General features: G+C 39.2%; 22 protein-coding genes and 1 pseudogene. 1 reads left to right on the top strand and 22 read right to left on the bottom strand.

Annotated elements, in window-relative coordinates; genetic code table 11:
• Positions 1 to 156: 156 nt before the first annotated feature.
• The 15 genes from COL05_RS27420 to spo0F all read right to left on the bottom strand — a co-directional run bounded on the left by COL05_RS27420 (position 157) and on the right by spo0F (position 13187).
• On the bottom strand, positions 157 to 435 hold the full coding sequence (locus COL05_RS27420) for a DUF3935 domain-containing protein (RefSeq protein ID WP_098670887.1): 279 nt from the start codon (positions 433 to 435) through the stop codon (positions 157 to 159).
• Positions 436 to 516: 81 nt separating this feature from the next.
• The gene (locus tag COL05_RS32045) at positions 517 to 648 is read right to left on the bottom strand and encodes a hypothetical protein (protein ID WP_255285071.1); all 132 of its coding nucleotides are present in this window, start codon (positions 646 to 648) and stop codon (positions 517 to 519) included.
• A gap of 19 nt (positions 649 to 667) precedes the next feature.
• Positions 668 to 1216 carry a manganese efflux pump MntP gene (locus tag COL05_RS27425; protein WP_098670888.1) on the bottom strand — a complete coding sequence of 183 codons (549 nt, stop codon included), beginning with the start codon at positions 1214 to 1216 and terminating at the stop codon, positions 668 to 670.
• 77 nt (positions 1217 to 1293) lie between these two features.
• Positions 1294 to 2334, bottom strand: a complete 1041-nt coding sequence (locus tag COL05_RS27430; protein ID WP_098670889.1) for an L-threonylcarbamoyladenylate synthase — start codon at positions 2332 to 2334, stop codon at positions 1294 to 1296.
• A 107-nt stretch (positions 2335 to 2441) separates the two neighbouring features.
• Positions 2442 to 2900, bottom strand: a complete 459-nt coding sequence (locus COL05_RS27435; protein ID WP_098670890.1) for a GNAT family N-acetyltransferase — start codon at positions 2898 to 2900, stop codon at positions 2442 to 2444.
• Between the two features lie 49 nt (positions 2901 to 2949).
• Complete coding sequence (gene spoIIR, locus COL05_RS27440; RefSeq protein WP_098670909.1) at positions 2950 to 3816, bottom strand: stage II sporulation protein R; 867 nt, start codon at positions 3814 to 3816, stop codon at positions 2950 to 2952.
• A gap of 111 nt (positions 3817 to 3927) precedes the next feature.
• Positions 3928 to 4779 carry a peptide chain release factor N(5)-glutamine methyltransferase gene (gene prmC, locus COL05_RS27445; protein WP_098670891.1) on the bottom strand — a complete coding sequence of 284 codons (852 nt, stop codon included), beginning with the start codon at positions 4777 to 4779 and terminating at the stop codon, positions 3928 to 3930.
• Positions 4779 to 5846, bottom strand: coding sequence for a peptide chain release factor 1 (gene prfA, locus COL05_RS27450; RefSeq protein WP_029441082.1), 1068 nt, complete (start codon positions 5844 to 5846; stop codon positions 4779 to 4781). The genes prmC and prfA overlap by 1 nt, the downstream gene beginning before the upstream one ends.
• Positions 5847 to 5989: 143 nt before the next feature.
• Positions 5990 to 6577 carry a thymidine kinase gene (locus COL05_RS27455; RefSeq protein ID WP_098670892.1) on the bottom strand — a complete coding sequence of 196 codons (588 nt, stop codon included), beginning with the start codon at positions 6575 to 6577 and terminating at the stop codon, positions 5990 to 5992.
• Positions 6578 to 6685: 108 nt separating this feature from the next.
• Complete coding sequence (locus COL05_RS27460) at positions 6686 to 6931, bottom strand: type B 50S ribosomal protein L31 (RefSeq protein ID WP_000643433.1); 246 nt, start codon at positions 6929 to 6931, stop codon at positions 6686 to 6688.
• Between the two features lie 511 nt (positions 6932 to 7442).
• Positions 7443 to 8714: a transcription termination factor Rho gene (gene rho / locus COL05_RS27465; protein ID WP_001053898.1), complete on the bottom strand. Its 1272-nt coding sequence runs from the start codon at positions 8712 to 8714 to the stop codon at positions 7443 to 7445.
• Between the two features lie 333 nt (positions 8715 to 9047).
• Complete coding sequence (gene glpX / locus COL05_RS27470) at positions 9048 to 10013, bottom strand: class II fructose-bisphosphatase (protein WP_000442336.1); 966 nt, start codon at positions 10011 to 10013, stop codon at positions 9048 to 9050.
• A 116-nt stretch (positions 10014 to 10129) separates the two neighbouring features.
• The gene (murA, locus tag COL05_RS27480) at positions 10130 to 11419 is read right to left on the bottom strand and encodes a UDP-N-acetylglucosamine 1-carboxyvinyltransferase (RefSeq protein ID WP_098670893.1); all 1290 of its coding nucleotides are present in this window, start codon (positions 11417 to 11419) and stop codon (positions 10130 to 10132) included.
• Positions 11420 to 11750: 331 nt separating this feature from the next.
• Positions 11751 to 12608, bottom strand: a complete 858-nt coding sequence (locus tag COL05_RS27485; protein ID WP_048528036.1) for a class II fructose-bisphosphate aldolase — start codon at positions 12606 to 12608, stop codon at positions 11751 to 11753.
• 210 nt (positions 12609 to 12818) lie between these two features.
• Positions 12819 to 13187 carry a sporulation initiation phosphotransferase Spo0F gene (gene spo0F, locus COL05_RS27490; protein ID WP_097902999.1) on the bottom strand — a complete coding sequence of 123 codons (369 nt, stop codon included), beginning with the start codon at positions 13185 to 13187 and terminating at the stop codon, positions 12819 to 12821.
• Positions 13188 to 13389: 202 nt separating this feature from the next.
• Between spo0F and COL05_RS27495 the strand changes: the two genes are divergently transcribed.
• Positions 13390 to 13914, top strand: coding sequence for a DUF2529 domain-containing protein (locus COL05_RS27495; RefSeq protein WP_098670894.1), 525 nt, complete (start codon positions 13390 to 13392; stop codon positions 13912 to 13914).
• A 31-nt stretch (positions 13915 to 13945) separates the two neighbouring features.
• On the opposite strand, the gene pyrG is transcribed toward COL05_RS27495, so the two are convergent.
• The 7 genes and pseudogenes from pyrG to COL05_RS27530 all read right to left on the bottom strand — a co-directional run bounded on the left by pyrG (position 13946) and on the right by COL05_RS27530 (position 21744).
• Positions 13946 to 15553 carry a CTP synthase gene (pyrG, locus tag COL05_RS27500; protein WP_098670895.1) on the bottom strand — a complete coding sequence of 536 codons (1608 nt, stop codon included), beginning with the start codon at positions 15551 to 15553 and terminating at the stop codon, positions 13946 to 13948.
• A gap of 257 nt (positions 15554 to 15810) precedes the next feature.
• Positions 15811 to 16341: a DNA-directed RNA polymerase subunit delta gene (gene rpoE, locus COL05_RS27505; protein ID WP_098670896.1), complete on the bottom strand. Its 531-nt coding sequence runs from the start codon at positions 16339 to 16341 to the stop codon at positions 15811 to 15813.
• Between the two features lie 154 nt (positions 16342 to 16495).
• Positions 16496 to 17125, bottom strand: a complete 630-nt coding sequence (locus COL05_RS27510; RefSeq protein ID WP_000238603.1) for a TetR/AcrR family transcriptional regulator — start codon at positions 17123 to 17125, stop codon at positions 16496 to 16498.
• A gap of 64 nt (positions 17126 to 17189) precedes the next feature.
• Positions 17190 to 18329 carry an acyl-CoA dehydrogenase AcdA gene (gene acdA, locus COL05_RS27515; protein ID WP_000545521.1) on the bottom strand — a complete coding sequence of 380 codons (1140 nt, stop codon included), beginning with the start codon at positions 18327 to 18329 and terminating at the stop codon, positions 17190 to 17192.
• Between the two features lie 21 nt (positions 18330 to 18350).
• Positions 18351 to 19481, bottom strand: a complete 1131-nt coding sequence (locus COL05_RS27520; protein ID WP_098670897.1) for an acyl-CoA dehydrogenase — start codon at positions 19479 to 19481, stop codon at positions 18351 to 18353.
• Positions 19482 to 19553: 72 nt separating this feature from the next.
• Complete coding sequence (locus tag COL05_RS27525; RefSeq protein ID WP_071757850.1) at positions 19554 to 20405, bottom strand: 3-hydroxybutyryl-CoA dehydrogenase; 852 nt, start codon at positions 20403 to 20405, stop codon at positions 19554 to 19556.
• 56 nt (positions 20406 to 20461) lie between these two features.
• Positions 20462 to 21744 (bottom strand): annotated as a pseudogene (locus COL05_RS27530) (acetyl-CoA C-acetyltransferase).
• Between the last annotated feature and the right edge of the window lie 2 nt (positions 21745 to 21746).

The raw sequence follows: 21746 nt of genomic DNA on the forward strand, positions 1-21746 counted from the left end.
GGATGGAGCTTCTGACGTAGAGGCGCTTTTTGCCTCGTAGGAAGCCGCGAAGCCACCCACCATTCTAGCCGCTGGAGCTGGATATATCTAAATACAGAATGAAATCAATTACACCCATCAAACATAAAATCCCTTGCTAAATAGCAAGGGATTTTATCATTGTAATTCTTCCTTCTTTTCCTCTAAAGTAAGTACTTTCTCTTTTTTCGGTTTCCCAAGCTTAATTACGAAGAAGTAAAGGGAAAGCAATGTAATTAGAAAAACAATTAAAAACGGGTATGGAGAATAAAAAGCACGCGCTGCCTCCGTTTTTCCCGCAACAAACTTCAATGACTCAATATCCAAAAACTCAGCAAACATTTGTACACCGAGCATACTAAACCAAAATACAAAAAAACTAATAATAATACCAAAAACTTGCTTCAATCTCGTCATCCATCTCATCCTTTCTATATGTGGAATTTTTTAGCGCAATTAGTATAGTACAAACAAAACTATGCACAGAAAGGAGATATCTTACCATTCGCGAACCAACTTAATCCAACCTAAAATTGAAATTTGCAAAATAATACCCCAAATAACAAGCAGTCGTAACCACCTCGGAAAGAAAGTTACAAATCGAATATACCATTCCAATAACTTGTTCATAACGCCCTCCTCCTTAAAATTATATAGGAAAAAGGAGATATAATCCAAATCCAACCAAAATGATACCACCTACTATCTCGCCATATGTACCGAGCATATCTTTCGCATGTCTCCCAATGAATAAACCAATCCACGCTAATAACATACTAACAAATCCAAAAAGTAATATCGTAATAATTGTCTGCGCCCCATAAATACCAAGGCTAAGGCCTACTGAAAAACTGTCTATACTAACCCCAAATGCAAATACGAACAAACTAATTCCAATAGGGGCCGTTCTAGTCTCTTCATTCTCCAAGATAGATGAATATACAATATAAAATCCTAATCCGATTAATAAAATAGCACCTGCAAAATGTGCAATGTCTCCATACTGTTCTGATAAAAAACGACCTAATACCATCCCTATAAATGGCATGATAATATGAAATATCCCTATCGTCACACCGATATACAGGATTTGTCTTACCTTTAAGGTCATCATTCCCATACCAAGACTTACCGAGAACGCATCCATCCCTAAGGCGAATGCCATAATTATTAAAGGTATTAGCTGTTCAAACGTCATTCATGTCCCTCCTCGGACGTGCTACTTCAAAATATGCTTATCCGAGGAGAAATATTCTGTTTGCTAATCGTACCTTATCATTCAGTAATAATTTGATGTCCTGCCGCTTTTGTTAATCGATTCATAATAGCATTCCCTATTCCTTCGTTCGGGAATGATTCACTAAAAATAACATCCACTTCACTTGCATCAAACGTTCTAAGTACATCATATAATTTAGTCGCAACGCTAGCTAAATCGCTTCGAACACCACAAGACAATACAACATCCGCACTATATACGTGCTGATACTCTTCTGTCGTTAATACACCTACTTTGAATCCTTCTTCCTTCTTCTCATCCACAAGGCGTTGAATAAATTCACGTGAACCTTCAACAATACTTAGCGGCGCTTTCGGTGCATAATGTGTATATTTCATTCCTGGTGATTTCGGCTTTTCCTTCTCATCCTTTAAAGCCGGATCTAAAGAAACCGTGCCGATTACCGATTCTAATTGTTCTTTCGTAATCCCACCTGGGCGTAATATCGTTGGAACAGCACTCGTACAATCAATTACAGTCGATTCAACACCTACTCCTGTTGCACCACCATCTACAATACCTGCGATTTTCTCATTTAAATCTTCATATACGTGAGACGCTAACGTCGGACTTGGACGCCCAGAACGATTCGCACTCGGTGCTGCAACAGGTACATTTGCTTCTTCAATAAGAGCAAGCGCTACTGGATGATCAGGCATTCTTACTCCAACCGTATTAAGTCCTGCCGTCACCTTCTCTGAAATTCCTTCTTTTCTAGGTAAAATAATTGTTAACGGTCCTGGCCAAAAATGCTCCATCAACTTCTCAGCAACTGGCGGAATTTCCTTCACAATCCCATCTAACTGCGATTTTGTACCGATGTGGACAATCAGTGGATTATCACTCGGTCTTCCTTTCGCCTCAAAGATTTTCGCGATCGCTTCATCATTCATTGCGTTTGCACCTAGTCCATATACCGTTTCGGTAGGGAAGGCAATCGCCTCGTTTTCCCTTAATAATTTCGCTGCTTCTTGTAACTGTGGATAATATTTTTTTCTTTCCACAACATTATCCACAACCCACATATTTGTATGCATTTTTTCCCACGTCCTTTTCTACCCTGAAATACTGTCTATTTTTAGTTTACTATGAGATTTATCCAAAAGACAAACAAGGTTTATCCACAAAATGTGGATAAACCTAATTAATCCGTGGATAACTTTGTGAATAGCTGACAATTTAGTATTATTGCATTTGGCTCTTTTATATTTTTACAAAAGTGTTCTAACTGTCGAATTCCCTCTGGTACGTTTTCTTTCTCTATAGTAACAAAGTCAAAAAACTGAAAGATTGTTATAGATTGTGGATGATTTGTTAATAAGTACAATTGTCGAATATTTTTTTCTTTCATATACTGCAAAAACATTTCGAAAAAATATAAGAAAGTCTGTTTATCCACATTAGGTGTGAATAAACAAGAACGAATAAGCGCGTTTTCTTCACTTTGTTCATATCCGATGACAGCCCGTATTTCTTCCGCCTCTTCCAAAATCATAAATTGCGCGTACAACTTATTTATTTTATCATCTTTTTTGTTAGCTTGTCCGAAAAAAGAATGCAATCTTTCCACATCTGCTTTCGTCGCAAAATATACCTTCTTCATAATAAATCCCTCCTCTTTTTTATATATGAGAAGGGATTTACGAATAGTACTATTTAGAGAATAAAGATGTAAAAGCTTCTACAATAAATAACTTAACTTCTGGCTTTTCTTCTTCCTCCTCTACTTTTACGTACTCATTTTGTTTTTCTTGTTTTTGTTCCACAGGTTTCTCCACTTTTTCCACAGTTTTTGTTTCCTCTTTACTTACAGGTTGTTCTTCTACCTTTGTTTCATTTTTTACTACTTTCTTTTCAGAAGCTGTTACTTTTTTTGCGACTTCCTGCTTTACAGCTTTCTTTTCTTTCACCTCGTCCTCTTTTTTCTCTTCTGCATTTACTACTTCTTCATCATCTACTTGTTTTACTTGCTCCTCTTCAGGAGATTCAGCCTTCACAACGTGTTCTTCTTTCCTTACAGCTGTACCACTTGAAAAATCTAAGAAACACATCGGTGGAAATAGTACACACCACCAGTTTGCCCCTTCACCTTCCCCAATTGTAATTAAAACTGCTTCATATTCCCCTGCCGGATAAATAAAATTCCCATATACCTTTGTAGGAAACTTTACATTTTTACTGAATTTCACTTGAAATGAATCTTTACTTCCTTCTTTCTTTAACGTATTTTCCACTGTTTTTTCGATTTCTGGAATATGACTTTGAATGACTTTACGTGCCTCTTCAAATGAAGTTAAATCCACTACCCATCCATCAATCTGTGCTTTTACTTCATCACGCACTTTACGCTTTAACGCCTGATCTTTATCTGAATCGCTATTTGCTAAAATTCGTAATCGAACGGCCTCTTTCGGAATAACTGAAGGCCCTTTCGCATCAGCTTTCATATATCCAAACTGCACAAGTAACTGTGCACCAATTAATAATAGAAGAAGATAAGCAATAACTTGTTTTTTCATTTCCTCCACCGTCCCTTCTACAAACAGTGTAGACAGACTTTCATGTTTCTAAACTATTAAATTCAAAATCTATATAAATTTTTCCACAAAAAATAGAGTAAGGCGTGAACCTTACTCCATCTCTGCAAATACCATACGATCTTTTCCGTTAATATCAAAAACAACCTCAACATGAGCATGTGGAAATGTTTGTTGTAACAGCTCTTTCACGTCCTCACCTTGCCCTACTCCAATTTCAAATGCTACAATTGCTTTCTTCTGCAACACATTCGGCAACTCTTCCATAAAACGGCGATAGAAATCTAATCCGTCTTCACCACCAACAAGTGCTCTCTTTGGCTCATGCTCTTTCACCACAGGAGAAAGACCACGCCAATCCTCTTCTGGTATATATGGAGGATTTGATACAACAACATCTAACTTTTGACCCGTTTCATAAAATGGCGATAATAAATCACCGTGATAGAACGTTACTTCTGCGCTCAAAGTTTTTGCATTTTCTTTTGCAACTTCAATCGACTCCTGCGCAATATCTACCGTATACACATGAAGATTTTTATTCTCTAAAGCAAGCGTAATCGAAATCGCTCCACTACCTGTACCGATATCTGCTACATGTAGTTTCTCATCACCAAAATGGCGCTCGATTCTTTCTAACACTCCTACTATAAGCTCTTCTGTTTCTGGTCTTGGTATTAATACTTCTTCATTCACAAAGAACGATCTTCCATAAAATATTTCATGACCAATCATATATTGAATAGGAATACCTTCTACATGCTTGTGGATAAACTCTGTAAAACTTGTTTCTTGTTCTGCAGTTATTTCTTCACGCATATTCATCAATAATCCTGTTCTATTCGTCTTTAATACATGACAAAGGACAATTTCTCCCGCATTTTCATCTCGTCCATTCTCCTGTAAAAAAGAAGAAGCCCATTTCAGGGCTTCATAGACACGCATTACTCAGCTGCCTCCATCCTTTGAGCCTGATCTTCCATCACTAAGGCGTTGATGAAATCATCTAACTTACCTTGTAAGATTTGATCTAGCTTTTGAATCGTTAAGCCGATTCGATGGTCTGTAACACGGTTTTGCGGGAAGTTATACGTACGAATACGCTCTGAACGATCGCCCGTACCAACAGCTTGTTTACGGTTTTGATCATACTCTGCTTGTGCTTCTTGTCTAAACTTATCATAAACACGTGCGCGTAATACTTTCATCGCTTTTTCTTTATTCTTAATTTGTGATTTCTCATCCTGACATGATACAACTACACCAGTCGGTAAATGCGTTAAACGTACCGCTGACATCGTTGTATTAACGCTCTGCCCACCAGGTCCACTAGAAGCGAATGTATCAACACGAACATCTTTCTCATGAATATCAATTTCTACTTCTTCTGCCTCTGGTAATACAGCTACAGTTGCTGTAGATGTATGGATACGTCCACCAGATTCCGTTTCAGGAACACGTTGTACACGGTGAGCCCCATTCTCGAATTTCAGCTTCGCGAAAGCACCTTTACCGTTAATCATAAAGATAATCTCTTTATATCCACCTAACTCTGTATAGCTAGCCTCGATAATCTCCGTTTTCCAACCTTGTACCTCAGCGTAACGGCTATACATACGGTATAAGTCACCAGCAAATAAAGCAGCCTCGTCGCCACCAGCAGCTCCACGAACCTCAACGATAACGTTCTTATCATCGTTAGGGTCTTTTGGTACAAGTAAAATTTTCAGACGCTCTGATAATGTTTTTTCTTGTGATTCTAACTCAGAAACCTCTTCTTTTACCATTTCACGCATTTCTGCGTCTAACTTATCTTCTAACATCGCTTTCGCATCTTTTAATTGCTCACGAACATCCTTATACTCACGATACACCTCTACCGTTTCCTGTATATCAGACTGTTCCTTTGAATATTCACGAAGCTTATTTGTATCGCTAATAACCTCTGGGTCACTTAACAATTCATTTAACTTCTCATAACGATTTTCTACAGCTTGCAAACGATCTAACACATCATTCACCTCTACATCCTAGTATCTAATACAAATAGTATATGGTACTTACTCAAAAAAACGCAAATTATATTTAAAAGCACAAGCGGCTCACACCACTCACACTCTCTATTCTGAAAAAAACCCGCCTTGCGCAGCGAGTTTTACTTATCTTTGTTTGTAGGCACTGCATGACAATGACGACAGCGTGGTTCATACGATTCTGAAGCCCCGACTAAAATAATCGGATCATCAAATGCCGCTGGTTCTCCATCAATTAATCGTTGTGTACGACTCGCTGGAGATCCACATGCAGAACATACTGCTTGTAGTTTTGTTACATGTTCAGCAATCGCCATCAGCTGAGGAACTTGTCCAAATGGTAGACCACGGAAATCTTGGTCTAAACCAGCTACAATGACACGATAGCCACGATTTGCCAATACTTGCACCACTTCCACAATGTCCCCATCAAAGAATTGCACTTCATCGATTGCAATTACATCCATTTCTTCAGTGATATGTTCAAATATATCTTTTGAAGCTGAAACAGGAACTGCTCTTACCTTTAATCCGTTATGTGACACAACGTCTTCTTCACTATAGCGATTATCAATACATGGTTTAAATACAATTGCATGTTGTTTCGCAAATTGCGTACGACGCACACGGCGGATAAGCTCTTCTGATTTACCAGAAAACATACTACCGCAAATCACTTCAATCCAACCGTTCTGATTTATTAAGTACATGAAGCTCTCCTTTCATCTACTTTTTAGTTAAAAGTAGGGTAAAGGTATAATATTTTCGCAAAAAAAACAGACAAGCGAATAGATACACTTGCCTGTTTTATGTTTTTATTACTTAAGACCGTATTTCTTATTGAAGCGGTCAACGCGTCCGTCTGCAGTAGCAAACTTCTGACGTCCAGTGTAGAATGGGTGAGAATCAGAACTGATCTCAACTTTTAGTAATGGATAAGTGTTACCATCTTCCCACTCAACAGTTTCGTTAGATCCTTTAGTAGATCCGCTTAAGAATTTGAAGCCTGTGTTTGTGTCCATGAATACAACTTTCTTGTAATCTGGGTGAATTCCTGCTTTCATTCTTTTCATCTCCTTCCGCCCTGAATCATTTTCGAAACAGAGTTTTTCATCTTCAGCTGCATACACAACTATATTGATGAAACACATATGATGAAATTATAACAAGGCTAACTTCATTTTGCAACTACCTGTTTTTGTCTTTTTAAATTTAAAGTGGAGACGGCTCACTCAGCTCTGACTGGCTAAGGTTCTCTCGCATAAAAGGTGATTTTTACCTTTAATGCGGGAGGTTCTTAGACACGAAGAGCTAGCCGTCGGAACTGGATACCTTTTAAAAGCAGAAGCGGCTCGTTTAGAATCACAGGCTATTTGGAACTCTCGACCTTGAAGCGCTCTTTGCTTCGAGCGAGAGAGTGAAATGACCGGAGATTCTAGCCCCATCAACTTAAATAAGAGCCAACTCATCCGACTAGAACGAACTAATGCCCTTCCACTCATCTCTCTTTAACATCACCTAAAAAATATAAAAAACTCGCTTACCATAAAATAAGCGAGTCCCAATCTTTTCCCTTTACTTCGTTGTTACATATCTTTTCGAATCTGCAACAATGTTTTGTAAAAATTCTTCATTTGTCTTTGTTTGACGAAGTTTACGTAAGAAACCTTCAACAAAGTCTGGTGTATCGCGCATTGTTTTACGAATACCCCATAGCTTGTCTAAATGTTCTTTCGGAATTAATAGATCTTCTTTACGTGTACCAGAACGACGAATATCAATTGCCGGGAAGATACGACGCTCAGCTAATGAACGATCTAAGTGAAGTTCCATATTTCCAGTTCCTTTAAATTCTTCGTAAATTACATCGTCCATACGAGATCCTGTATCAACAAGCGCTGTTGCTAAAATTGTTAAGCTACCGCCTTCTTCAATATTACGAGCAGCTCCAAAGAAACGCTTCGGTCTATGGAAGGCAGCTGGGTCGATACCACCCGATAATGTTCTACCACTTGGTGGAATAACAAGGTTGTAAGCTCGCGCTAAACGGGTAATACTATCCATTAAAATGATAACATCTTTCTTGTGCTCTACAAGACGCATTGCACGTTCTAACACAAGTTCCGCTACTTTAATATGATTTTCTGGTACTTCATCAAAAGTAGAGCTTACAACATCTCCTTTAACAGAACGTTCAATGTCTGTTACTTCCTCTGGACGCTCATCAATTAAAAGTACAATTAATTCAGCTTCCGGATGATTTGTTGTAACACTGTGTGCGATTTCTTTTAATAGACTCGTTTTACCAGCCTTTGGAGGCGCGACAATTAAACCACGTTGTCCAAATCCAACTGGTGCGATTAAATCCATGATGCGTGTCGGTAACTTTTTCGGTTCCGTTTCCAATTTCATTTGGCGATCTGGGTATAATGGTGTTAATGCAGGGAAATGCACACGCTCTTTTGCTGATTCTGGATCATCTCCGTTTACAGCTTCAACTTGTAATAATCCAAAATAGCGTTCATTTTCTTTCGGAGGTCGTACTTTACCAGAAACCTTGTCTCCATTACGTAAATCGAAACGACGAATTTGCGAAGCTGAGATATAAATATCTTCTGAGCTTGGAGAGTAGTTGATAGGACGTAGGAATCCAAATCCTTCTGATTGAATAATTTCTAATACGCCTTCCATGAAGAAGAAGCCTTCTTTTTCTGCTCGAGCTTTTAAAATGGCGAAGATTAACTCTTTTTTCGTTAATTTGCTATAATACGAAATCTTAAACTCCTTCGCAAGCTCGTATAACTCTTTTAATTTCATGTTTTCTAATGCTGCAATTGACAAATTCATTCAGACACCACACTTTAACATTATTCTCTTTTCACATGGGTAAAGGGAAAAAATACGGAAGGCAAATAATTAATAATGAAAGGCAATAAGTTCAAGTAGGGTAATATTCACTATTGTAACCCTTTTATCTAGTTTTAATCAATACGTTGGAACACAAATACAAGAAGCGAAGACAAGAAAATTTGTCTTCGCTTTTTATTTCATCCAGCTTCAGCAGCTAGAATGGTCGGTGGCTAGAAGTGGCAGTCATTTCATCCCTTCCTGCGAGGCACAAAACGCCTCTTCGTCAGGAGTTCCAATGCCTTCCCATTCTAAACGAGCTGCTTATGCTTTTTACTTAATAACCAAGTTCGGTTTTTTATTCAAGCTGTGACGTCCGTCTACGAAGCGTACTGTGCCTGATTTTGCACGCATAACAAGAGATTGTGTTGTTCCTACGCTACCTTTAAATTGAACGCCGCGTAATAGTTCTCCGTCTGTTACGCCTGTTGCTGCGAAGATTGCATCGTCACCTTTTACTAAGTCCTCCATGCGAAGGATGCGGTTGATGTCTTCTATGCCCATCTTTTTGCAACGCGCCAATTCAGCTTCGTTTTGCGGTAATAGTTTCCCGTGAATCTCGCCGCCTAAACATTTTAATGCAACCGCTGCTAGTACACCCTCAGGCGCACCACCAGAGCCGAATAAAATATCTACACCTGTACGATCAAATGCAGTGTTAATTGCGCCAGCTACGTCTCCATCATTAATCAATTTAATACGAGCACCAGCTTTACGGATTTCTTCGATAATTGCTTGATGACGTGGACGGTTTAAAACTGTCGCTACAACATCTTCAATATCTTTGTTTTTCGCTTTCGCAACTGCACGTAAGTTATCGATAATAGGCGCATCAATATCGACCGCCCCAACTGCTTCTGGGCCAACCGCGATTTTATCCATGTACATGTCAGGAGCATGCAACAAATTACCGTGATCTGCAATTGCTATAACAGCAAGAGCATTCCATCCACCAGCTGCCACGATGTTTGTCCCTTCTAAAGGATCAACTGCAACGTCTACACGTGGACCATATCCTGTACCTAATTTTTCTCCGATATATAGCATTGGTGCTTCATCCATTTCACCTTCACCAATTACAACTGTCCCTTTCATCGGAATTGTATCAAATACATCACGCATAGCTGATGTTGCTGCACCGTCTGCCTCATCCTTTTTCCCGCGTCCCATCCAACGCGCTGATGATAAAGCTGCAGCCTCTGTTACACGTACTAACTCCATAGATAAACTTCTTTCCACGATAATCCCTCTCCTTTAAGCCTTTATATTTCTGCCGTATTTTGTGAACCGTGTTTTTCTATAAAGTGTACTTCCGCAAGTAGTGATGCTTCGCTTCCCCATCGCGGAAGTATCACTTATGCGTTCTTCATCTCTTCAATTTCTTGCTTTGTCATTTGTTCGCGCCAAATATTCGCGCCAAGCCCTGTAAGCTTGTCTACTATATTTTCATAACCTCGATCGATATGCTCAAGTCCGGTTACTTCTGTAATTCCGTCCGCCATTAATCCTGCAATAACAAGGGCTGCTCCAGCTCGCAAATCACTTGCTTTCACTTTTGCACCTTGCAATAAAACTGGACCAGTTACAATTGCTGAACGACCTTCTACTTTAATTTGTGCATTCATACGACGTAATTCATCAATATGTTTAAAACGTGCACCATAAATTGTATCCGTTACAACACCCGTTCCATGCGCCTTTGTTAAAAGTGTTGTAAACGGCTGTTGTAAGTCTGTTGGGAATCCTGGATATACAAGCGTTTTTATATCAACTACTTTTAATCTTCTATTACCGTTCACTGTAATTTGGTCATCATTCGTTTCAACTTGGACACCAGCTTCTCTTAACTTTGCCGTAACTGACTCTAAATGCTGAGGAATAACATTATCAACTGTCACTTCTCCTCCTGACGCAGCACCTAAAATCATATACGTACCCGCCTCAATACGATCTGGAATAATTGTATGATGACAACCATGCAGAGAATCCACACCATCAATTCGTATTACATCTGTACCAGCACCTTTAATACGTGCTCCCATGCTAGTTAACAATGTAGCTACATCAATAATCTCTGGTTCTTTTGCTGCGTTTTCAATAACAGTTCTACCTTTCGCTCGCACAGCTGCTAGCATAATATTAATCGTAGCTCCTACACTAACAACATCTAAATATATACGAGCCCCGCGTAATTCATCTGCTCTTAAATAGATAGCACCTTGCTCATTCGTAACATGTGCACCTAACGCTTCAAACCCTTTAATATGTTGATCAATCGGCCTCGGTCCTAAATGACATCCACCTGGAAGCCCAATAACAGCTTTTTTAAAACGGCCAAGCATCGCACCCATTAAATAATAAGAAGCACGCAATTTTTTCACTTTTCCATTTGGTAAAGGCATTGCAACCATGTTAGAAGGATCAACTACCATTTCTTCCTCCTGTCCATAAGTTACCCTTCCTCCAATTTCCTCTAGTAAGTCTCCTAACATTTTCACGTCCGAAATATTAGGGACACCACCAATAGTTACTGGAGTATCAGCTAAAATTGTCGCTGGAATTAGTGCAACGGCGCTGTTCTTTGCACCACTCACGCGAATTGTTCCATTTAAAGCTCTTCCGCCTTCAATTAGCAATTTTTCCATATTGAGCTCCCTTCTTGTGAATGTATTTACTTTCTATATTTTTATAGAAAGCTCCCCTTAAGAATCTCAATCACACTTTCCACCCTAACACTCAATAAATAGGAAACCATTATCTTCATTTCTCCTGTAATACAAAAAGATAAAGATTAACTATTCATCGAATTTACTTTATCAACTTAGATACGTTATCACATTTATTAATAGGACTATGCACATTATTTTCTATTTCAAAAACAAAATGATAAAATCTTTAGACTTGTTCACGCTTTCATTATACAACGAAAGGAAACCGTCTAAAAGAGTAGACGGTTTCCAAAACGGAATTTTATTCTTACGCTTTACCGTTAGAACCGAATTCGCGCATTTTACCAATAACAGTTGCTTTGATAGCGTCGCGGCCAGGTCCGATAAATTTACGAGGATCGTAAACTTCTTGGTCTTTGTTTAATACTTCACGAACAGCTTTTGTAAACTCAATTTGGTTCTCAGTGTTTACGTTGATTTTTGAAGTACCTAAAGAGATAGCTTTTTCGATATCAGCAGTTGGGATACCAGTACCACCGTGTAATACTAAAGGTACGCCAGTGAAGTCACGAACTTGTTCCATTTCAGCGAATCCTAAGTTAGGCTCACCTTTGTAAGGACCGTGTACAGAACCTAAAGCTGGAGCTAGGCAATCAATACCTGTTGCTTCAACAAGGTGCTTACACTCTGCTGGGTCAGCGTAAATTACGCCTTCAGCGATTACGTCGTCTTCTTGTCCGCCAACTGTTCCAAGCTCAGCTTCAACAGATACGTTACGAGCGTGTGCGTATTCTACTACTTTTTTAGTAGTTTCTACGTTTTCTTCGAATGGGTGGTGAGAAGCGTCGATCATTACAGATGTGAAACCTGCATCGATTGCTTCTTTACATTTTTCGAAGCTTGAACCATGGTCAAGGTGAATCGCTACAGGAACAGTGATGTTCATTTCTTCGATTAAAGCTTTAACCATAGCTACAACTGTTTTGAAACCAGTCATATGACGAGCTGCACCCTCAGATACACCTAGGATTACAGGAGATTTTTCTTCTTCCGCAGCAGCTAAGATAGCTTGAGTCCACTCTAAGTTGTTCATGTTGAATTGACCAACTGCGTATTTTCCTTCTAGTGCTTTGTTTAGCATTTCTTTCATAGAAACTAAAGGCATGGTGAATCCTCCTAAAAAACGTTTTTTGTATCCGATAAGTTCTTATCGCTGGTAGTATGACCAGAATAAGGTAAAATATGTATATCTACATACCGGACTTTTTTCTACACTCAATAGGATAACAACTTGTACTCAAAAACTCAACCGTATTCACCTGCACAATAGTCCATGTAAACGCTTTTTTCCATATTTTTTATAAAAAATTCATTTTTATGCCTCTACAGTGAGCTCATTTCTCACAGCTTGACGAATTTCATCAATGTCAAATGGTTTAGCAAAGTGCATTAAAGCTCCTAAATCTTTTGCTTCTTGGATCATATCAAGCTCCCCATAAGCAGTCATTAAAATTACTTTAATACTCTCATCAATTTCTTTTACATGCTTTAAAATCTCTATACCATCCATACCTGGAATTTTCATATCTAACACAACTAAATCTGGATTATCTTTTTTCACGATATCTAAAGCTTGAAATCCATTCGCTGCTTGGAATGTCTGATAACCTTCTTTTTGGAACACTTCATGTAATAACACACGAATTCCATATTGATCATCAACGATTAAAATTTTCCCTTCCATAACTCCCAACCTTTCTGTGTAAATACAAGATTTAAAGCTTCTTATATCTTAACGATTAATTTTCGCTATTCTTTACCAAATTCCTTCCTATTTCTTTCTTATTTTACCGTTTCCTATTTTGTTATGCCACCTTTCGATTTCACCTTTCTAAAAAAATAAACTATAATGAAAGCCGGTAAACACGTACGAAGGGAGTAACATTATGTTAAAAATTTTTTCAACCCAATTAAGTGGTTATTTCTCTAGGGTTTCTCAAAAAGAGGAAATGAATATAGAAGATAGTGCCCGCCTACTTGCTCAAGCATTAGTTGGCGAAGGGTTCATTTATTTACATGGTACAAATGAAATGGAGGGCGTTGTTGCTGAAGCACTATTCGGTGCTGAACCGATGAAACAAGCAAAACGACTATTTGAAAATGGTAAAGAAGTTGAGGTAACTTCTGCAGATCGTGTACTTCTTATTAGCCGTTTTTCAACAGATGAAGAAGTTATAGGAATAGCAAAAAAACTGCAAGCAGATGGACACTCTATTGTCGGCATCTCTGCTATTCAAGAAGGTACTGAATCACTAGAACAATATACAGATGTACATATTGATACAAAGCTGTTAAAAGGACTTATTCCAGACGATGAAGGTAATCGCTACGGACTCCCAAGTTTAATTGTAGCTTTATTTGCGTATCACGGAATCAAATTTACAATCGATGAAATGTTAAACGAATATTAAAAAAAGCGCCCTATTTCAGGCGCTTTTTTTATTACTTGCTCTCTTTATTCGTAATAGAAGCTCTTACGAAGTCATGGAACAATGGTTGTGGACGGTTTGGACGAGAAACTAGTTCTGGGTGGAACTGTGCTGCCACGAACCAAGGGTGATCTTTTAATTCAATGATTTCAACTAGACGGCCATCTGGGCTTGTACCAGAGAATACAAATCCTGCTTTTTCCATATCCGGACGGAATTGATTGTTGAACTCATAACGATGACGATGACGCTCATATACAACCGGCTCATTGTATGCATTGTATGCATTTGTTTCTTCAGCAAGCTTACATGGGTATAGACCAAGACGAAGTGTACCACCTAAGTCTTCTACATCTTTTTGTTCTGGTAATAGGTCGATGATTGCGTAAGGTGTGTCAGGATTGATTTCAGAAGAGTTAGCTCCTTCTAATCCTAATACGTTACGTGCGAATTCGATTGATGCAAGTTGCATACCTAAGCAAATTCCTAGGAATGGAACTTTGTTTTCACGAGCATATTGAATTGCAACGATTTTACCTTCTACACCACGATCGCCGAAGCCACCTGGTACAAGGATACCATCTGTGTCTCCTACTAATTCTTGTACGTTCTCTGGTGTTACGTGCTCAGCATTTACCCATTTCACTTCTACATCTGTATCGAAAGAGTAACCTGCATGACGAAGTGCTTCTACAACAGAAATGTATGCATCTTGAAGCTCTACGTATTTACCAACAAGAGCGATTTTTGTTTTCTTAGAAAGGTTACGCACTTTTTCAACTAGCGCAGTCCACTCTGTCATATCTGCAGCTGGATTGTCTAATTTTAAGTGATCGCAAACGATTTGGTCCATATTTTGCTCTTGAAGAGATAATGGAACTGCATATAAAGTATCTGCATCGCGTGCTTCGATAACTGCTTTTGTATCGATGTCACAGAATAATGCAAGCTTGTCTTTCATATCTTGAGAAACAGGCATTTCTGTACGAACAACGATAATATTTGGTTGAATACCTAAGCTGCGAAGCTCTTTAACGCTATGTTGCGTTGGTTTTGTTTTCATTTCACCCGCTGCTTTTAAGTACGGGATTAACGTACAGTGAATGTACATTACATTGTCACGACCGATGTCGCTCTTAATTTGACGGATTGCTTCTAAGAATGGTAGAGACTCGATGTCACCAACAGTTCCACCAATTTCTGTAATAACAACATCCGCGTTTGTTTCGCGACCAGAACGGTATACGCGTTCTTTAATTTCGTTAGTAATGTGAGGAATAACTTGAACTGTTCCTCCTAGGTATTCACCACGACGCTCTTTTTGAAGAACTGAAGAGTAAATTTTACCTGTTGTTACGTTGCTGTATTTGTTTAAGTTGATGTCGATGAAACGCTCATAGTGACCAAGGTCTAAGTCAGTTTCTGCACCATCATCTGTTACGAATACCTCACCGTGTTGGTATGGGCTCATAGTCCCTGGGTCTACGTTAATGTATGGATCAAACTTTTGAATCGTTACGTTTAAACCACGATTTTTTAAAAGTCTTCCAAGAGATGCTGCTGTAATACCTTTTCCTAAAGACGATACTACACCGCCTGTTACAAAAATATACTTAGTCATGAAAAAGCTCCCTTCTACTTTGCTGTTATATAATCACCGTTGCAAAGCGCAACGTATGTAGATAACACTGTATCCATCTTATTGTTAGACTCTTTTTATTTTCTAAACAAAAAACAAAAAAGAAAATTGCTCCCCTCATCACAAAAAGTAATAAGTAGGGAGCAATTTTCTTTTATATTTACACTTTAAAAGTATTATCGTCCTTTTTTAAAGAGCCCAAAAATGATTCTACATGGACGATAATGAAAAGTCAAGAACTACAGTTCTTCCTCTTCTTCTTCTTCAGTTTCATCATACTCAAGTTCTTCTTCGGCGAAGTCGTCTTCATCTTCATCTAAATCATCAAGATCATCGTCATCTCCGTCTTCATCTTCAAGAACCTTGTCCAAATCTTCTACATCATCTTCTTCATCTTCAGTTATGTCTGCATCGTCGAAGTCTTCATCTTCTTCAATGTAGTCGTCAAAACCGTCTTCTTCAACTTTACGTTTCTTCTTCGGTTTTGGTTGAGGCAAGATTTCTTCATCAATTTGCTCGTATGGGTACCAGCTACGTAATCCCCAACGATTTTCTCCTAAATTAATGAAACGTCCATCGATGTTTAAGTCTGTATAAAATTGTGCGATTTTCGCATTAACTTGCTCTTGAGATAGTCCCAGCACTTGAGCGATTTCTTGAACCAACTCGTTGAATGTCGTTGCTTGTTTTTTATCCCCTAAAACGCTATGTACAACTTCAATCATTGAACATTCTTTTAGCTCTTCTGGTGAATATTGCTTAAAATCCACTTATGCGGCACTTCCTTTCATCAAATATAACCTTATATATAACGGCCTGCTTAAAAAAATCCATACTATTCATTATAAACAAAAGTCGCACAAATATGCTACAAAAAAAACGGGAAACTTTTATAGGGTAATAAATTTATAATTTGTCCATTCCTTATTTCGGAAGCATATGAGCCCCTTGCAATACATACCTAATTTGCATTTCTGTATATTCTTCGAGCGTATATAGCTTTTGCAACGCCCAACGTCTAAATCCCCACATCTGTCCTTGTATAAAAATATTATGCGCAAGAAGCTGTATTTCTTTTTTATTTAATGTAAATGTTCCATTTTCCGTACACTGTTCTAAAATATCCTCAAACATTCCTACCATTTGAAACTCCTTTTCTAATACATACGGGAGTGATTCTTTCGGTAAAAAGCGTACCTCTTGATACATTATTAATACTTCTTCCTGCAATTCGTCCATCACTTTAAAATAATTCGTTATTGCTATCTTTAAACTTTCTACACTTCCTTTTTCTGTACAAACTACTTCCTCTAATCTTTCTTTTACATGTTCATAAATACTATCACAAACTAAATACAAAACATCGTCTTTTGTACGAATGTATTCATAAAGCGTTCCAATACTAAATCCAGCTGCCTTTGCAATCTCTCTCGTTGTTGTACGCGGAAATCCTTTTTGCTTAAACAATTGCACTGCACCTTTAATCATTTGTTCACGTCTTAACGCGACTAATTTTTCATCTTTCACTGATGCATGCACATTATGTTTAACCATCCCCTTCACCTCTCTATTATTTTTTGGAAGGAAAAAGCGTAGGAAAATACCTACGCCTTTCATCCTACTTCGTTAACATACGAGAAATTACGAGCCTTTGAATCTCTTGTGTTCCTTCATATATCTGTGTAATCTTTGCATCTCGCATATAACGCTCTACTGGATAATCTTTCGTATAACCGTAACCACCAAATACTTGTACCGCTTCAGTCGTCACCTTCATCGCTGCATCGCCTGCAAATACTTTTGACATCGCTGACTCTTTCCCATACGGAAGCCCTTCCGATTCCAGCCAAGCCGCCTGGTATGTTAGAAGGCGCGCCGCCTCCACATCCGTTGCCATATCTGCTAGTTTAAAGCCAATCCCTTGCTGCGCCGCAATCGGCTTCCCAAACTGATGACGCTCTCTTGCATATTCTACGGAAGCATCTAAAGCCCCTTGTGCAATACCAACCGCTTGCGCCGCAATACCATTACGGCCACCATCTAATGTTTGCATCGCTATCTTAAACCCTTGTCCTTCTTCCCCTAGTAAATTCTCTACAGGGATGCGGCAATCTTCGAACATAATTTCAGTTGTTGGTGAAGAGCGAATCCCTAACTTACTCTCCTTCTTCCCAACTGAGAATCCTGGTGTATCACTTTCCACTATAAATGCACTCGTGCCACGCTGCTTCGATTCAGGATCAGTTAACGCAAAGACAACATAAATATCAGCAATACCACCATTAGTGATAAATATTTTTGATCCATTTAATACATAATGGTCTCCATCTCTTTTAGCAATCGTCTTCATTCCACCAGCATCCGAACCAGATCCCGGCTCCGTTAAGCCGTACGCACCAATTTTCTTCCCTTCAGCCATCGGTCGTAAAAATGTTTGCTTTTGCTCTTCTGTTCCAAATTTAAAAATTGGCCAACCAGCAAGCGAAGTATGTGCAGACAATGTTACACCTGTAGAAGCACATACGCGCGATAATTCTTCAATAGCAATTACATACGCTAAGTAATCGCTTCCAATTCCGCCGTATTCTTCAGGCCACGGAATACCAGTTAAACCAAGCTCGGCCATTTGATCAAATATTGCACGATCAAATCTCTCTTCTTCATCACGCTCAGCTGCCGTCGGTGCTACTTCGTTCTTAGCAAAGTCTCGAACCATTTTTCTTATCATTTCATGTTCTTCTGATAGTTTAAAATGCATGCCCGTCTCCCCCTTGTGCTTTTATAAAGCTCGGCTAATAACAAGTTTCTGTATTTCGCTCGTTCCTTCATATATTTGCGTGATTTTCGCATCACGGAAAAATCTTTCTACTGGATAGTCCTTCGTATAACCGTATCCCCCAAATACTTGCACCGCTTCAATCGCAACTTCAACAGCTGTTTTAGAAGCGAATAATTTCGCAATAGATGCTTCTTTACCGCATGGTAGTCCTTGTGCCCTTAATGATGCCGCCCTATATACGAGTAATCGCGCCGCTTCTACACTAGTAGCCATATCGGCAAGTTTGAAGCCAATCCCTTGCTGCGCCGCAATTGGCTTTCCGAATTGCTCACGTTCTTTCGCATAATCAATTGCACATGCAAGCGCCGCTTCAGCAATTCCTAGTGCTTGCGCTCCAATTCCAATTCGTCCAACATCTAAATTCGCCATCGCTACCTTAAATCCTTGTCCTTCTTCACCAAGTAAATTCTCAGTCGGCACTTTCATATCCTCGAACGTAAGTTGTACCGTGCGAGAACCGAGAAGTCCCATTTTATGCTCATCTTTGCCAATAATTAAGCCTGGTGTATCTTTCTCTACTATAAATGCAGAAATCCCACTTTTTCCTGCCTCTGGATTTGTAGAAGCGAATACAATGTATGTACTTGCTTCACCGCCATTTGTAATAAATACTTTCGATCCATTAATAATGTAGTGATCGTCTTTCTTTACAGCTCTTGATTTCAAACTCCCTGCATCTGATCCTGCATTGGGTTCTGTTAATGCAAATGCGCCTAAATATTCACCAGTCGCAAGTTTAGAAACATACTTTTCTTTCTGTTCTTCTGTTCCAAAATATAAAATTGGGTTCATCCCAACTGACGTATGTACAGCTAAAATTACACCAACTGTTGCGCTTACCTTGGAAATTTCTTCAATCGCTAAAATGTAAGAGATAAAATCCATTTCTGAACCGCCGTATTTTGCAGGCGCTGGAATTCCCATTAATCCAAGCTCACCCATCTTCTGCAAAATCTCTTTTGGGAACACCCCTTGTTCCATACTAGGAACAAAGGGAGCTATTTCCTTCTGCGCAAAATCTCGAACCATTTTCCTCATCATCTGTTGCTCTTCATTAAAACGAAAGTTCATATACTCCGCCTCCATTTGCTATATATCCTTCTAACAATTTGGTAAGACCACTGTTTTGTAACAAAGGGGAATTTATTCGTAAACGTAGAAACCACGACCTGTTTTACGTCCTAACCATCCTGCATTTACGTACTTGCGTAGCAATGGACATGGACGATATTTACTATCACCTAAGCCTTCATGCAACACTTCCATAATGTATAAACATGTATCTAAACCGATAAAATCAGCGAGCGTTAAAGGGCCCATCGGGTGATTCATACCGAGTTTCATTACTTCATCAATCGCTTCTTTCGTCGCTACACCTTCATATAACGTGTAAATTGCTTCGTTAATCATCGGTAATAAAATGCGGTTCGATACAAACCCCGGGAAATCATTTACTTCAACTGGTACTTTCCCAATTTTCTTCGTAATATCTTCAATCGTTTCATATACTGCATCATCTGTAGCCAATCCACGAATAATTTCAACAAGCTTCATAACCGGAACGGGGTTCATAAAATGCATACCGATTACCTTTTCCGGGCGCTTCGTTACCGCTGCAATTTCGGTAATTGGCAGAGATGACGTATTCGTCGCTAAAATTGCGTGTTCTGGAGCGATTTCATCTAGATTCGCAAAGATTTTCTTTTTAATATCCATTTTCTCAACAGCTGCTTCAATAATAAGGTCTGCTTCCTTCACACAATCTAAATCAAGCGTTACTGTAAGACGGTTTAATGTCGCTTCCTTTTCTTCTTCCTTCATGCGCCCCTTTTCTACTTGGCGTGCTAAGTTTTTCGTAATGATAGCCAACCCTCTATCTAATTGCTCCTGTTTTAAATCTTGTACCTTCACATCGTATCCTGCCATTGCACATACTTGTGCAATTCCTGATCCCATTTGTCCTGCACCAATTACAACTATTTTTTGTACACTCATTTCTTCTTCCCCCTTAATATAATTCTGTAATAAATGAATCGTTTTCTCGCCGTAAATTAATGAACCTCAATCATCACTGCATCGCCTTGACCGCCACCACTACAAATCGAAGCAATTCCAATTCCGCCGCCGCGTTGCTTAAGTGCATGGATTAATGTAACGATAATGCGCGCTCCACTTGCTCCAATTGGGTGTCCCATCGCTACTGCGCCGCCGTTTACATTCAATTTTTCTGGGTCAATTCCCGCAATCTCTGTACTTGCAATTGCTACCGCTGCAAATGCTTCATTAATCTCAAATAAATCGATGTCTTCAATTTTCTTTCCTGTTTTTTCTAACAATGCGTTAATTGCATACCCTGGCGTTCTCGGGAAATCTTTAGATTCCACTGCAATTGCTGTATGCGCCAAAATTGTCGCTAATGGCTTTCTTCCTTCTTGTTTCGCTCTGTCTTCGCTCATTAATACAAGTGCAGCACCACCATCGTTTAGGCCTGGCGCATTACCAGCTGTCACCGTCGCTGTTTTATCAAATACAGGTTTTAATTTCGCTAACTTTTCAATCGTTGTATTCGCGCGCGGTGCTTCATCCTTTGCAACGACAATCGGATCACCTTTTCTTTGCGGAATCGTTACTGGCACGATTTCCTCTTCGAAACGTCCTTCTTTATGCGCTGACACTGCACGTTGATGGCTACGATATGCCCATTCATCTTGTGCTTCGCGAGAGATTCCATCTTCTTTCGCAACTTCTCCGCCATAAACACCCATGTGTATACCTGAAAATGCGCATGTTAAACCGTCAGCAACATTTAAATCGATAACCTCGCTGTTGCCCATTCTGTATCCCCATCTTGCTCCGCGTAAAATGTAAGGACTGTTACTCATCGACTCCATACCGCCAGCTACAATCAATGATTGATCGCCAGTACGAATAATTTGATCCGCTAACGTAACCGCACGCAGTCCTGATGCACAAACTTTATTCACTGTTTCCGTCTGCACTTCCCAAGGGATTCCAGCAGCCCTCGCAGCTTGGCGCGATGGAATTTGTCCCTGTCCGCCTTGAATAACCGTGCCAAATATAACTTCCTCAACATCACTAGCAGAAACGTTCGCTCTTTCAAGCGCTGCTTTAATTGCAATTCCTCCAAGCTCTGTTGCTTTTACATCTTTTAAAGATCCTCCAAATTTCCCAACCGGTGTTCTTGCAGCACTTAAAATAACTGTTTTACTCATGTTTCTTTCCCCCATTTCTTTTTTAGAACCGAGCGCTCGCTCGGCATTGTTACGCTGAGAAGAGGTGCAATGATTGCACCTCTCTCTAAAGTTGTATTCATGC

The sequence above is a fragment of the Bacillus sp. AFS059628 genome, assembly GCF_002571225.1.
Lineage (GTDB): Bacteria > Bacillota > Bacilli > Bacillales > Bacillaceae_G > Bacillus_A.